At 67.4% G+C, this 12771-nt stretch carries 12 protein-coding genes; 4 read left to right on the plus strand and 8 right to left on the minus strand.

What is annotated here, in order from left to right; translation table 11 throughout:
* Positions 1-4 precede the first annotated feature (4 nt).
* Complete coding sequence (locus tag ACQ4WN_RS21560) at positions 5-742, plus strand: hypothetical protein (RefSeq protein WP_436553366.1); 738 nt, start codon at positions 5-7, stop codon at positions 740-742.
* On the opposite strand, the gene ACQ4WN_RS21565 is transcribed toward ACQ4WN_RS21560, so the two are convergent.
* Genes ACQ4WN_RS21565 through ACQ4WN_RS21590 form a run of 6 tightly spaced genes read right to left on the minus strand, consistent with a single transcriptional unit; the run spans position 729 to position 5514 of the window.
* Positions 729-1445: a tetratricopeptide repeat protein gene (locus ACQ4WN_RS21565; RefSeq protein WP_436553367.1), complete on the minus strand. Its 717-nt coding sequence runs from the start codon at positions 1443-1445 to the stop codon at positions 729-731. The genes ACQ4WN_RS21560 and ACQ4WN_RS21565 overlap by 14 nt on opposite strands.
* The gene (locus ACQ4WN_RS21570; RefSeq protein ID WP_436553368.1) at positions 1442-2755 is read right to left on the minus strand and encodes a glycosyltransferase; all 1314 of its coding nucleotides are present in this window, start codon (positions 2753-2755) and stop codon (positions 1442-1444) included. Before ACQ4WN_RS21570 ends, ACQ4WN_RS21565 begins: the two co-directional genes overlap by 4 nt.
* Positions 2749-3660 carry a hydrolase 1, exosortase A system-associated gene (locus ACQ4WN_RS21575; RefSeq protein ID WP_436553369.1) on the minus strand — a complete coding sequence of 304 codons (912 nt, stop codon included), beginning with the start codon at positions 3658-3660 and terminating at the stop codon, positions 2749-2751. The genes ACQ4WN_RS21570 and ACQ4WN_RS21575 overlap by 7 nt, the downstream gene beginning before the upstream one ends.
* A complete protein-coding gene (locus ACQ4WN_RS21580) occupies positions 3657-4514 on the minus strand; it encodes a hydrolase 2, exosortase A system-associated (protein WP_436553370.1) in 858 nt (285 codons plus the stop codon). Before ACQ4WN_RS21580 ends, ACQ4WN_RS21575 begins: the two co-directional genes overlap by 4 nt.
* Positions 4511-4756, minus strand: coding sequence for an acyl carrier protein (locus ACQ4WN_RS21585; RefSeq protein ID WP_436553371.1), 246 nt, complete (start codon positions 4754-4756; stop codon positions 4511-4513). The genes ACQ4WN_RS21580 and ACQ4WN_RS21585 overlap by 4 nt, the downstream gene beginning before the upstream one ends.
* Positions 4735-5514, minus strand: a complete 780-nt coding sequence (locus ACQ4WN_RS21590) for a GNAT family N-acetyltransferase (RefSeq protein WP_436553372.1) — start codon at positions 5512-5514, stop codon at positions 4735-4737. The genes ACQ4WN_RS21585 and ACQ4WN_RS21590 overlap by 22 nt, the downstream gene beginning before the upstream one ends.
* A 186-nt stretch (positions 5515-5700) precedes the next feature.
* Between ACQ4WN_RS21590 and ACQ4WN_RS21595 the strand changes: the two genes are divergently transcribed.
* The 3 genes from ACQ4WN_RS21595 to ACQ4WN_RS21605 all read left to right on the plus strand — a co-directional run bounded on the left by ACQ4WN_RS21595 (position 5701) and on the right by ACQ4WN_RS21605 (position 10528).
* A complete protein-coding gene (locus tag ACQ4WN_RS21595; RefSeq protein ID WP_436553399.1) occupies positions 5701-7305 on the plus strand; it encodes an acyl-CoA ligase (AMP-forming), exosortase A system-associated in 1605 nt (534 codons plus the stop codon).
* Positions 7306-7418: 113 nt separating this feature from the next.
* Positions 7419-8597 (plus strand): pyridoxal-dependent decarboxylase, exosortase A system-associated, encoded by a 1179-nt coding sequence (locus tag ACQ4WN_RS21600; RefSeq protein WP_436553400.1) that lies wholly within the window; start codon positions 7419-7421, stop codon positions 8595-8597.
* Positions 8594-10528, plus strand: coding sequence for an asparagine synthetase B family protein (locus ACQ4WN_RS21605; protein ID WP_436553373.1), 1935 nt, complete (start codon positions 8594-8596; stop codon positions 10526-10528). Before ACQ4WN_RS21600 ends, ACQ4WN_RS21605 begins: the two co-directional genes overlap by 4 nt.
* Here the strand turns inward: ACQ4WN_RS21605 and ACQ4WN_RS21610 are convergent.
* Positions 10437-11372 (minus strand): polysaccharide deacetylase family protein, encoded by a 936-nt coding sequence (locus ACQ4WN_RS21610; protein WP_436553374.1) that lies wholly within the window; start codon positions 11370-11372, stop codon positions 10437-10439. The genes ACQ4WN_RS21605 and ACQ4WN_RS21610 overlap by 92 nt on opposite strands.
* The gene (locus ACQ4WN_RS21615) at positions 11369-12667 is read right to left on the minus strand and encodes a putative O-glycosylation ligase, exosortase A system-associated (RefSeq protein ID WP_436553375.1); all 1299 of its coding nucleotides are present in this window, start codon (positions 12665-12667) and stop codon (positions 11369-11371) included. Before ACQ4WN_RS21615 ends, ACQ4WN_RS21610 begins: the two co-directional genes overlap by 4 nt.
* Positions 12668-12771 lie beyond the last annotated feature (104 nt).

The following is a 12771-nucleotide window of genomic DNA, read 5'->3' on the forward strand; positions in this document are numbered from 1 at the left end:
TGTCATGCCTGATAACACTATCCCGCAAGTACCGCAACCGGACGACGCCGTCGTCGGCAAGGAAGCGGGCGCGCAGATGCTGGCCACGGCCTGCGCCGCGCGCGACGCCTTTTATGCCACCCTGGGCACCGTCGACGCCGACGTGCTGGCGCCGCTGGTCAATCCCGCCTTCATGGGCGGCCCCCGCTGGCCGTCACTGCGCCAGGCCTGGCGCGTGATCCGCCGGCCCGGCTCGATCGTGATCGCCAGCGATGGCTTGAGCGACCCGTTCGAGGATGACGACGACGTTTTTGTACCGCGCGGCCATTTGCTGGAAGTGTGCATTGAGGCGCCGCTGTCCGCCTTCGACGGCGATTCCGTGCAGGTATCGTGGTTCTTCGATGTAATTTATCAGGTCAGCCAGAACGTGGCAGACCACGGCTCCATCGATTTGCTGCTGCAGCGCCACGGCAGCGTGTCGATGCTGCTGGACGTGCAGGATGCACCGAAGGGACTGGAAGACGAAAACGAACAGGTGGGCGTGCTGCTGGCCCAGGGCGCGGCCACGCTTGCCCCAACGTTCGACACGCCGTATGGGGAAGTGATGCTGCTTACCATCACCGTGCTGCAGCCAGCGGAGCTGGCGTACATCAGCGAGGCGGAAGACAAGGCCCAGGCGCGGCGCGATCTGGCCGCCGCGTTGCTCACCTCGCCGACGGGGCATCTGAGCGTGGCCAGGCGGCCGGCCGTCATTCCCCGCTAGTTTTTTCGGCCGGCACGGCAGTTGCAGGTACTGGGGTTTCTTCCGTTTTCTGCACTTCCTTGGTGTCCTTCTCTTCAATGACGACGGGCGGCGGTTCGCGCCATTTGCCCGCCGCCTTCAGCTTGTTCTTCAGCCCGGGTAAGGGAAAGCCCAGTGCATAGGCTTTTTGCGCGTGCCCGCTGGCCTTCTCGTACTCCTTCTTTTTGAGATACATCAGGCCCAGGTTGTACTGGATGGTCGCTTGCTCGGGCGCCAGGCGGCTGGCCGCGTCCAGCTGTTCCAGCGCCGTCGCATCCTGGCCCGTGGACAGCAGGTAGTTGCCATACACCATGCGCGCCGTCACGTCGTGCGGCGCGAAGGCGATGGCGCGCTCGAAAAAGCAGCTGACCGTATAGCGGGCGCCGACGGGCTGCGCGCTTTTCAGGCGCAAGCCCAGCTTTGCCATCGAGGCCAGCGCCCGGTGGTGATTCGGGAAGTGTTCGAGCGTGTAGCTGATGTCGCCGCCCAGGCTGCCCGTCATGCCTTGCGTGAGCGTTTCCACGGCGCGCGAAAAATGGAATTGTTCAACCACGGACAGGCCCTTGCGGTCTTCCGCGCTCGTGTAGTCACCGCCTGTGGTGCCCTTGACGTACGGCGGGCAGGCGGCGGCGCCGGCGCTGGCACAGCAGGCGGCAAGGGTGCAGGCAAGTATCAGGTGTTTCATGCTGTTCTCCTGTGGCTGACCTGGTCCAGCAAGTCGGCCAGGGCGTTGCTGCGGGCTTGCCGCGATTGCAGGGCGATGGCGGTGGGGCTGGCCAGCGGCGCGCGGCCCTGGCGCGCCAGTTCCAGGAAGCGCAGCAAGGCGCGCGCGCAGTCGGCGCTGGACGCCAGCTGGCCGATGGTGTCGATGCCGCAGTGGCGCAGCTTGGCCGCGCTGTCGCCGGCCAGGTCGGTCAGCGCCAGGATGGGCCGGCGGCAGCGCAGGTATTCATATAGTTTGGCGGGAATCTGCGCGTTGCAATTGGCCGCCTGCAGCAGCAGCAAGCCGTCGGCCGCCAGCATTTCCTGCAGCGCCGCATGGTGCGGCTGCAAAGGTTCCAGGCGCACCAGGTCCCGGATGCCGTATTTCATCAGCAGGCCTGCCAGCCACGCATCGTGGCCCGTGGCGCGCAGTACCAGCTCGAAATTATGCGCATGCAGCACGCCGTCGTGGCGCAGCCTGGCCAGGGCCTCGAACAGCGGTTGCGGGTCGCGCTCGGACGGGTAGATCACGCCGCTGTGCAGCAGCTGGAAGCGGCTGCGGTGGCCTTGTAGCCCGTATGGCTGATGGGCCTGAACCGCGCCCTGGTCATCATCATGGCCATTTTCGATCAGGCAGAAGCGCTCTCGCCCCACCTGCGCCAGGCGCCGCTGGTGCGCGTCGATGGCGCCCGGCGTGGTGCAGACGATGGCCGCGCTGCGCGCCGCGATGCGCTGTTCGATCCACGCATGCATGCGGTGCAGGCGCGGCTCGGGCGGATACGGCGCCAGCGGATCGCTGTCATCGAGCATGGGGTCGCGCTGGTCGGCGATCCACGGCAAGCCGCTGAGCTTTTGCAAGGTCATCGCGATCAGGTGCGCCGTGGCGATCGGGTAGGTCGACCAGATGGCGTCGGGGCGGTACTGTCGGATCATGCGCAGGCCGGCCGGCACGGCGCTCAACCACCAGGAACTCCAGCGGTCGGGTAGCGCCAGGCAGCGCGGATAGCGCCCGGCGATGGCCAGGTGGCGCGCCGCATCCAGCGCCAGGGTGCGCCGTACGGTGGATTGCGCGCCGATCTGCGCCAGCTGCGAATCGCCCCGCTGCGCATACGCGAGCGGCGCGGGACTGAGCACCAGCGGTTGCCAGCCGCAGTCGGGCAAATGGCGCGCGAAGCCCAGGGTGCGCAGGATGCCGCTGCCGCCAGCAAGCGGCGGAAAATGGTAAGCGACCATCAGCACCCGTTTTGCTCGGGGCGCGTTCGGTCGGGCCGCGTTCGGCGTGATCCCTACCATGACTGCAGCCACCGTGCACACAGCTGTTCGACTTCGCCGCGCCAGGTGGCGCTGGCGAAGGTGTGGTTGGCGCCATCGACCTGCACCTGCGTCCAGGGCGTGCGCGCGGCGACGGCGCGCCACGCCGCATCGCCATCGACCAGCGCTTGCCACTCGCGCGCGCCCAGGTCGTCGCCGCTGAGGATCAGCAAGACCTTGCCCTGGAACTGCGTCAGCGCTCGCAGCAGGGCCGGCGCGGGCGCCTCGTTTTCCTGCGCTGCCTGGGCCAGCATCTGCGTGGCGGCCGCCACCTGCCGCAGCGAGGCGAGGCTGGCGCCCAGCTGCAGTCCGCCTGTGATCAGCTTGCGCCAGAACGCGCCTTGCAGCAGGCGTGGCAGATAATAATGGCGCAGGGTGGCGCGTGCCATGCCGGCGCTGCTGCGCACCCACGGGTTGAGCAGGATTAGCGCGGCGATGCGCACGTCGCGCGGCGCATGGCAGGCGGCCGCCGTGGCGCCGTCGCACAAGCCCCACAGCGCCACTTCGCGCAAAACCGGTACGGCGGCGAAGAATTGCGCCAGCGCGCCCGCGATGTCGGGACCGGCGGCGCGGTAATCGCGCGTACTACCCTCGCTGTCGCCCATGCCGCGCAGATCGAAACGCAGCACGGGCAAGCCTTGTGCGGCCAGCGCGCGCGCCAGCAGGACGAACTGGCGGTGGCTGCCCGCCCGGTACTGGGGACCGCCCGTGACGATCAATACGCCGCGCGGCCCCGGCACGGCAGGCAGGCTGAGGATGCCGACCATGCGCGCCTGCGCCTCGCTCTCTTCACCCGCATCGGCACCTTCGGCCACGCTGCGAAAGCGCAGCGCCAGCTCGCGCACGGTTTGCCCTGCAAGGTGCTGCTGACTGCTGTCGCGCTTCATGGCGGCTTCCTCTCCTCGGCTAGCCAATCGCGGCACAGTTTCCGCGTGGCGTCCAGCAGTTGCGGACACGCCAGCAGCTCGCCGCTGTGCCAGAACGGGCCATCGCCGAAGCTGGCCACGTGCACGGCGGCGCCATGTTCGCGCCACTGGCGCGCCAGCGGCGGCAAGGGCGCACAGGCTTGCTCCGGTGCCTGGTAATGGAGCCAATAGACAGGTACCGCAGGCAGCAGCGCTGCGGCGCTTATACCATCGATGGCCAGCGCCAGCTCGGGGGCCAGCAGGTAGCCGGCCACTTCCACAGATTCACCCTGCGCCAGTGCGGCGCGCGCATGGCCGGGCGCTTCCTGCGTGCCGCCGGCCAGCATGCTGGTGGCCAGGCGCAGGCGCAGGAAGCGGTCGATGCTGCGCCGTCCATCGGCTTCCGGCTGCCACAGCAGCAAACGCGCCAGGGGCAGCGGCGCGCGGCTGGCAAAATCGAGCGCCAGCAGGGCGCCCAGGCGCAAGCCCCACACGGTCAAGGGACCGTCGACGCGCTGCGCCAGCCAGGCACAAGCCAGGCGCAGGTCGTTGTGCCAGATGTCCCAGCGCGCCTCGCCGAAGTCGCCGCTGCTGTCACCGCAGCCAAACAGGTCGATCTGCAGCACGCTGTAGCCGGCGGCGGCAAAGGCGCGCGCCTGAGCGGCGGCCACGTGGCGGCTTTTATTCAGTTCTTCCGCGAACGGATGCACGTAGAGGATGCCGCCGCGCGCGTTGCGGCCCGGCGGCGGCAGATGCAGCAGGCAGTAGCGCTGGCCGCCGCTGGCGGGCAGGAAGAAGGGCAGCAGCGGCAGCGCCGCGGTGGCGGTATGGCTCATCGACGCAGCTGTGCAAACACGAAATCGTGCAGGGTGCCCACGGTGGCGAAGTGGCGCGCGTGGATGTCGTCGTCGGCGACAAAGATGCCGAAATGCTCTTCCAGCGCGGTGATTACGCCGATGACGGCCATCGAGTCGAGTTCCGGCACGCTGCCCAGCAGCGGCGTGTGGGCTTCCAGCGCGCGCCCGTTCAAGCCCAGGGTGGTGTCGAGGATGTGCTTTACTGCTTCAAGATGCGGCATGTCAGCTCCAGGGAAGGGTAGTGCGGCAGGCGGCTGGTATCGAAGGCCAGGCAGGGAATGTCGTCCGGACGGCGCGACAGGTGCAGATACGGCGGCAGGCTGGCGGCCATCCATTGCCAGCGCCCGCAGCGCAGGAAGGTGGCCGTGCCCAGCGCGTGCGTGCCCAGGCGCGCATGGGCGCCCAGCGAGGCGCGGTTGAAACGCGAAATGCGGCTGCACGACCAGCGCACGCCCTGCGCGTACAGCACGGCGTTGGCTTCTTCCCACAGGCGCGCGAAGACCAGGCCGCCCCGCTGTGCGGGATGCACCCACACGTCCAGGTCCCACGAAGACTGGTTCGACGCCAGCGTATAGCGGGCGCGCACCTCGTCCTCCTGGCAGCCGTGGCGCAGCAGCCAGATCCAGCCGGCCATGGCGTCATTTTCCAGGTCTCGCTGGCTGCGCGCCACCAGACATTGCGCGCCCTGGTGATAACGCTCGCGCAGCGCGCCGGGACGGCGTTCGGGGCCGGGCGGCAAGTCTGCCTCGGCCAGGCAGGGCGTGACCGTGATTGACTGGCCGCGCCCGCGGCACAGCGAACCGGGCGCCACGGCTTGCGCCACGAACTGGTAGCGGTGCAGCGCGCAGCGCCCGCCCGGCACCGCCACCAGCAGCCGCGCCAGGGCCAGCCAGGCGCTGTCGCGCCAGCCCAGCTGGCGAAGGCTGGCGGCAAGCCGTTGCAAGGGGGGCAAATGGAGGAAATGGACGAAGCTGGCCATGGCGCTCAAGGATGGGACGGCTTTGCAGCCAACGCTGTCCATTAGAGCGCAGCGGCCAGCGGTGGTCTTGCGCCGGCTCAAGCTGTGTTGCTGAAACTGTTAATTGATCAAAATCAAGACCGCTGTGGCCGTTTGTCTGAATCATAGGGGAATGCATGGCAATCATGGCAACCCGGGGGCGAAATGATGGCGACACTGATACACGAGCTGATCTTCGACGCGGCGCAGCGCGCGCCGCACGCGCCGGCACTGTCGTGGCAGGGCGAGGAACAGAGCTATGCGGCGCTGGCGCAATCCGTGCGCGATGGCGCAAGCACCCTGCTGACGCTGGGCTTGCAGCGTGGCGCGCGCGTGGCCGTGTACCTGGAAAAACGCCCGGAAAACGTCAGCGCCATGTTTGGCGCGGCGGCGGCCGGCGGGGTGTTCGTGCCCGTCAATCCGCTGCTCAAGCCGGAACAGGTGGCTTACATTCTGGCGGATTGCAACGTGACCATCCTGGTCACCTCGCGCGAACGCCTGGCGCAGCTGGGGCCCGCGCTGGCCGCCTGCCCGGACTTGCAGACGGTGTTGCTGACGGGCGAACTCCCGCCGCAAAACAGCCTGGGCGGCGTACGGCTGCTGCCGTGGCATGGCGTAAGCGCCGGCGTCGCGCCAGCGCCCGCACCCCCGTGGCATGCGGTGATCGATACGGACATGGCCGCCATCTTGTATACCTCGGGCAGCACGGGGCGGCCGAAAGGTGTGGTGTTGTCGCACCGGAACTTGCTGGCCGGTGCGCTCAGCGTGTCGTCCTACCTGCGCAACACGCCGCAAGACCGGATCTTGTGCGTCCTGCCGCTCAGTTTTGATTATGGCCTGAGCCAGCTGACGACGGCGTTTGCCAGCGGCGCCTGCGCCGTGCTGATGAATTATCTGCTGTTGCGCGACATTGTCGAGCTCGTGGAGCAGGAAGCCATCACGGGCCTGGCCGCCGTGCCGCCCCTGTGGATGCAACTGTCGCAGCTGAGCTGGCCCCTGTCCACGTCTTTGCGCTACATCACCAATTCGGGCGGCGTGATGCAGAGGTCCACCCTCGACCGGCTGCGCCAGTCGCTGCCGCGCACGCAGGTCTACCTGATGTATGGCTTGACGGAAGCGTTCCGCTCCACCTATCTGGCGCCGGAACAGCTGGAGCGGCGCCCCGATTCCATCGGGCAAGCGATCCCCAACGCGGAAGTGCTGGTGCTGCGCCCGGACGGCAGTGTGTGTGACGCCGACGAGCCGGGCGAGCTCGTGCACCGTGGCGCGCTGGTGGCGCTTGGCTACTGGAACGACGCGGCGCGCACGGCCGAGCGCTTCAAGCCGCTGCCGCCGCAGGCCAGCGGCCTGGTGCTGCCGGAACTGGCCGTCTGGTCGGGCGACACCGTGCGCCGCGATGCGGACGGCTATCTGTATTTCGTGGGCCGCAGCGACGACATGATCAAGACGTCCGGCTACCGCGTCAGCCCGGCCGAGATCGAGGAAATCGCGTATGCGAGCGGGCTGGTGGGCGAGGCGGCCGCGCTGGGCCTGCCCCATGCCGTGCTGGGCCAGGCCATCGCCTTGCTCGTCACGCCCGGGCCGGGCGTCGAATTGCTGCGCGACAGCGTACTGGCCGCCTGCCGCGCGCGCCTGCCCAGCTATATGGTGCCGCTGTGGGTAGAGATCCGCGACGGCGTGTTGCCGCGCAATCCGAATGGCAAGATCGACCGTCCATTGCTGGCCAGGGAACTGGCGCGCGCGTATGCGGTCCAATCAGGAGATGCAGCATGAACGGTCCCGGCATCAAAGTCGCCCATTTGAATAGCGCTGATCGCTCAGCAAGCCCCGATAGGCTGGAACTGCCGTCGCACGCGCCCCTGCGCCAGTTCGCCGTGGCTGGCGACATGCTGCAGATCGGCGGCATGTCCTTGCGCCGGCTGGCCCAGCGGGTGGGTAGCACGCCGTTCTACGCGTATGAACGCGCGCACATCACGCGCCGCTTGGCCGAACTGCGCGCCGCCTTGCCCATCGGCGTGCTCGTGCATTACGCCATGAAGGCCAATCCCATGCCGGCCGTGGTGCAGTGGCTGGCGGGCCTGGTCGATGGCATCGACGTGGCGTCGGGCGGCGAACTGGCGACCGCGCTCGATACGCCCGTGGCGCCGTCGCGCATCAGTTTTGCGGGGCCGGGCAAGAGCGATGGCGAACTGGCGCGGGCTGTGGCGGCGGGCGTGCTGATCAACGTGGAATCGGGTGCCCAGCTGGAAAGGGTAGCGCTGGCCAGTGAACGGCTGGGCGTGACGGCCAGGGTGGCCGTGCGCGTGAATCCCGATTTCGCCTTGCGCCGCACGGGCATGCGCATGGGGGGCGGCGCGCAACCGTTTGGCGTCGATGCGGCCCTGGTGGCGGAGCTGCTGAGCCGCATAGGCCAGCTGGGGCTGGATTTTCACGGCTTTCACCTGTATGCGGGCTCGCAAAACCTGTCGGCATCCGCGCTGGCCGAAGCGCAGGCGCTCAGCGTGCAACTGGCCCTGCAACTGGCTGCCAGCGCGCCGTCGCCCATGCGCACCTTGAATATCGGCGGCGGCTTCGGCGTGCCGTATTTCGCCGGCGACCAGGCCCTCGACCTGGCGCCCGTGGCCGCAGGCTTGCAGCGGCAGCTCGACATACTGGCTCAGGCGGCGCCCGGCGCCCGCCTGAATCTGGAATTGGGCCGCTACCTGGTGGCCGAGGCCGGTATTTATGTGTGCAAGGTGCTCGAACGCAAGGTGTCGCATGGACAAGTCTTTCTCGTCACGGATGGCGGCTTGCACCATCATCTGGCCGCTTCCGGCAATTTTGGCCAGCTGATCCGCAAAAATTACCCGGTCGCCATCGGCAACCGGCTGCATGGCGGGGCGCGCGAAGTGGCATCCGTCGTCGGGCCGTTGTGTACGCCGCTGGACTTGCTGGCCGACCAGATGGAAATGGCGCGCGCCGAGGAGGGCGACCTGGTGGTGGTGTTCCAGTCGGGCGCGTATGGCTTGACGGCCAGCCCGACGGCCTTTCTCGGCCATCCCTTGCCGGCTGAGGTGCTCGTATGAGCGGCCTGTGCGGTTGGCTGGCGGCGGCAGGCGTGGTCGCCGCCGATGCGCACGGCGCCGCGCCCACCGGGCTGGCCAGCATGGCCGCGCCCTTGTCGCGTTTCGATGGCGCGCCCCTGGCCGCCAGTTTGAGCGACGTGGGCGGCGTGGCCGTGGCCGCCATCGACGGCAGCCGCCATGTATATCAGCAAGATGGCTTGCAAGTGGCCATCTGGGGACGGCCCGAGCTCGACGGATCGACGGACGATGTGGCGTGCCGCCTCGCTGCCCTGTGGCTGAGCCGGGGCGTGGCCGCGTGCGCCAGCCTGTCGGGGCCATTTTCGCTGGCCATCCTCGACGCTTTTTCTGGCTCGGCCCTGCTGGCCGTGGACCGCGCCGGCATGCATCCGCTCAGCTATGCGGGCAATGCGCAGGGGCTGTTCTTTGCCTCCTCGCACGACGCCTTGCTGGCCCATCCATCCGTGCGGGGCACGCTCGATCCGCAAGCGCTGTATCACTATTTGTATTTCCACATGGTGCCCGGCCCGGCCACGGCCTATTTGGGCCAGCAGCGCTTGCTGCCCGGCGAATACCTGCATGTGCGCGGTGGCAAGCAATGCAAGGGCCGCTACTGGCAACTGGCCTTCCACGAGCCGGCAGCAAGGCGCACGTGGGCCAGCTTTGCCGCCAACAGGCAGGAATTCCTGCGCCTGCTGCGCCTGGCCGTGGAAAGCAGCCTGGGTGCGGATGGGGCGGATACGGGCGCGTTTCTCAGCGGCGGCACGGACAGTTCCACCCTGGCCGCCATCATGGGCCAAGTGACGGGCCGGCCCGCGCGCACGTATTCCATCGGTTTTGACTCTCCCGGCTATGATGAAATGGCGTATGCGCGCCTGGCCGCCAGCCACGCGGGCAGCATCCACCACGAACGCTACGTAACGCCAGACGATGTGCTGGCCGCGATTCCCGCCATGGCGGCCATTTTCGACCAGCCATTCGGCAATGCCTCGGCCATTCCCGCCTTTTATTGCGCGCAGATGGCGCGCGAGGATGGCGTGACGCGCTTGCTGGGCGGCGATGGCGGCGACGAATTGTTTGGCGGCAATGAGCGCTATGCGTACCAGGCCTTGCTGTCGCAGTATGAACGCTTGCCCATCATGCTGCGCCAAGCCATCATCGAGCCGCTGCTCTTCCGCCAGCAAGGGGGCAAGCCGTGGCGGCTGGGCGACAAGGCGCGCCGCTACATCGGGCAAGCGAGCCTGCCGCTGCCGGCTAGGCTCGACAGCTACAACCTGCTGCTGCGCCATGGCTACCGCACGGTGCTGGAAGCGGGCTTCATCGACACCATAGCCCCGGGCATGGCGCCCGGCTGCGTGAATGGCGCGTATTGGGAGCGGCAAGGCCAGGGCTTGAGCCAGATCAATGAACTGCTGGCACTGGACATGCGTTTTACTTTGGCCGATAACGATCTGTTCAAGGTGCGCAAGGCCTGCGAGCTGGCTGGCGTGGAAGCGGCGTTTCCCTTCCTGCATGATGCGATGGTTGCATTCGCTGCGCGCCTGGCGCCGCGCGACAAGCTCGACGGCAGGCAGTTGCGGCCCTTCTTTAAGCGGGCGCTGGCGGACATCCTGCCGCCGGCCATCGTGCGCAAGAAAAAGCACGGCTTCGGCTTGCCTTTCGGCCAGTGGCTGCACAGCCACGCGCCGCTGCGGGAATTTGCCTTTGATAACCTGACGCAGCTGCGCGGGCGCGGCATCGTGCGGCCCGCCTTCATCGACGACCTGCAGTGCCGGTTACTGGCGGAGCATCCGGCCTATCACGGCACTATGGTGTGGCTGCTGCTGATGCTGGAACAGTGGCTTAGCCAGCATCCGGGCGCGCTGGGTGCGCTTGCCGGCGGTTTTGCCACAAGCGCCACAGAAATGCCAGCCGTCCTCGATCCCACGGCGTAAAGCGGGGCAGTTGCAGCAGGTCCAGCCCCGCGCCGGGGCGCGCCACACCCCAGTCCGTGGCAACGGCCGCCTTGAAACCCAGGCTGCTGACCATTGCCACGTGGGATGCGCCGTAATCGCGCCCGGCCTTGCCGTTCGGATACGCAAACAGAGAGACGGGCGCCTGGATCAAACTTTCCAGCTGGCGCTTGCCGTTGGCGATGTCCAGCCGCGCCGCGTGGTCCGGCAGGGTGGACAAAATCGGGTGGCTGGCGGTGTGTGCGCCCAGGCCCATGCCCGCCGCATGTAACTGGCGCAACTGCGCCGTGCTCAGCATGGCGGCCTGGCCCGTCGTGGCGCCCGCGTGGCGGCGGATGTGCATGGCCAGCTGCTGGCGTTGTGCGAACGGCAGGTACTTGAGCTGCCCGAGCAAGGTGGCGATGGCGGCTTGCCGCTGCGCCAGGCTGGCGACGGGCAGGCAGCCCAGGCCGTGTTCCTGCAAGTCGAGCTGGGGACCGGACACATGGCGCACGGCCTCGATCACCGTGTCATTCCACATCTGTCCACCGTCCAGGTAGGCCGTGGCGATAAAAAACGTGGCGTGCAAGCCATGGCGCTGCAGCAGCGGCAGGGCCACTTGCGCATTGTCCGCATAACCGTCGTCAAAGGTGATGCAGGCGGCGCGCGGCGCCAAGTTGCCATCCTGCAGCCGCTGCACGGCCACGGCTAAGGGCAGCGGCGCATAGAAACGCTTCAGCAGGCGCAGCTGGCGCTCGAACAGCCGGGCGTCCACTTCGCCGGGAAACAGGGGGTCGGGTCGCGCCAGCACGCGGTGGTAGATCAAGATGGACAAGGTGGCCGTCATGGTTGCTCCGCGACGGCGGCCCGTGGCTTGGCTTGGCGGGCGCTGGCGTTGGGGGTGAGGGTGGGCGCCTGCTGTTCGACGATGATGCGCGTGGCGATCAGGGCGGCCATCAGGTAGTACGGCATGTCGAAATACAGCAGGCTGAGGAAGGCGCCGCCCACGGCAAAGCCGATCAGGCTGGCCTGGCTCATCGTGGCCAGGCCGTGCGCCCAGCGCAGTGCCGGCTTGCCCCGCGTGCGGCGGATGATGGCGGCGGCCGTGCGCCAGGTGGCGACGCCCAGCGCCAGGTAAATGAACAAGCCGACAAAGCCGTGTTCGCCCAGCGCCTGAAAATAGATGCTGTGCGCCGCATGCACATCCATGGGGTTCGGCGCGTAGCGGGCGAAGATGCTGGCGTCGGAGACATCGAAGCCGCCCCCGAGAAAACGGTCGCGCGCCAGGTTCCAGGCCATGCGCCAGGCATTCAGGCGGCCCATGGCAGAGACATCTTCCTGATACGTGTTGATGGTGTCCATGCGTTCGGCCCAGCGCTCGGGCATGAAGGCCAGCAGCAGCGGCGCGACCGCACCGAGCAGCGCGCCCAGCACCAGTTTGCGCTCGCTTTTCAGCCACATGAACAAGCCCATGGCGGCGATGGCCAGCAGCCCGCCGCGCGAATACGAGCCCAGCGCGGCCAGCGCCGACAGCAGCATTGCCGCCGTCAGGCCGTGGCGCAGCCAGCGTCTGTCCGTGTTTTGCTGCAGGTAATACATGAGGGGGATGGTGATGATCAGGGCCAGGGCCAGCGCATTGTTATCCCCGATAAACGTTTCTTCCGGCCCCCAGACCCGCTTCGTGCCGCCGCTGCGGATAGTGAAGATACCGCCTTTCACGCCGTAAAAGCCGATCGAGCCCACCAGCACCCACACGAGGCGCACGATGTCGCGCCGCGTGCGTATCACCATCATGATGACAAAGCTCATCAGCATGATCTTCATGACCTTGTTCCATTGCACCCACGACGCTTCCGGCAGCAGGGCGAACGGCGCTGTGACATTCATCCATGCCACGAACAGCATCAGCAGCACGCTGACGGGCGTGAGCGGCAGGTTTTTCGGTTCGCGCGTCGTCAAAAGGCTGAGCATGGTGGCGATGGCGATGATGAAGGCGAACGGCATGTGGGTGGCAAAGCCCCAGGCCTGCGTATGCGGGTTCATCACGCTGACCCAGACCCACATCAGGCCGCCGATGGCCGGCGCCTTCAGGATATAGGGCAGCGAACCCAGGATGATGATGGTGATCACGATGTCGCGCATGAAGGGGGATGCTCCTGGTTTTGCCCGCATGCTCTTGATGCCGGTCAACGGGCTGGCGGGCAGGCTCAGTACACTGGCTAAATACCGTTTCAAGTGCATAGTTT

This window comes from Janthinobacterium pasteuri (genome assembly GCF_051380775.1).
Classification (GTDB): Bacteria; Pseudomonadota; Gammaproteobacteria; order Burkholderiales; family Burkholderiaceae_D; genus Janthinobacterium.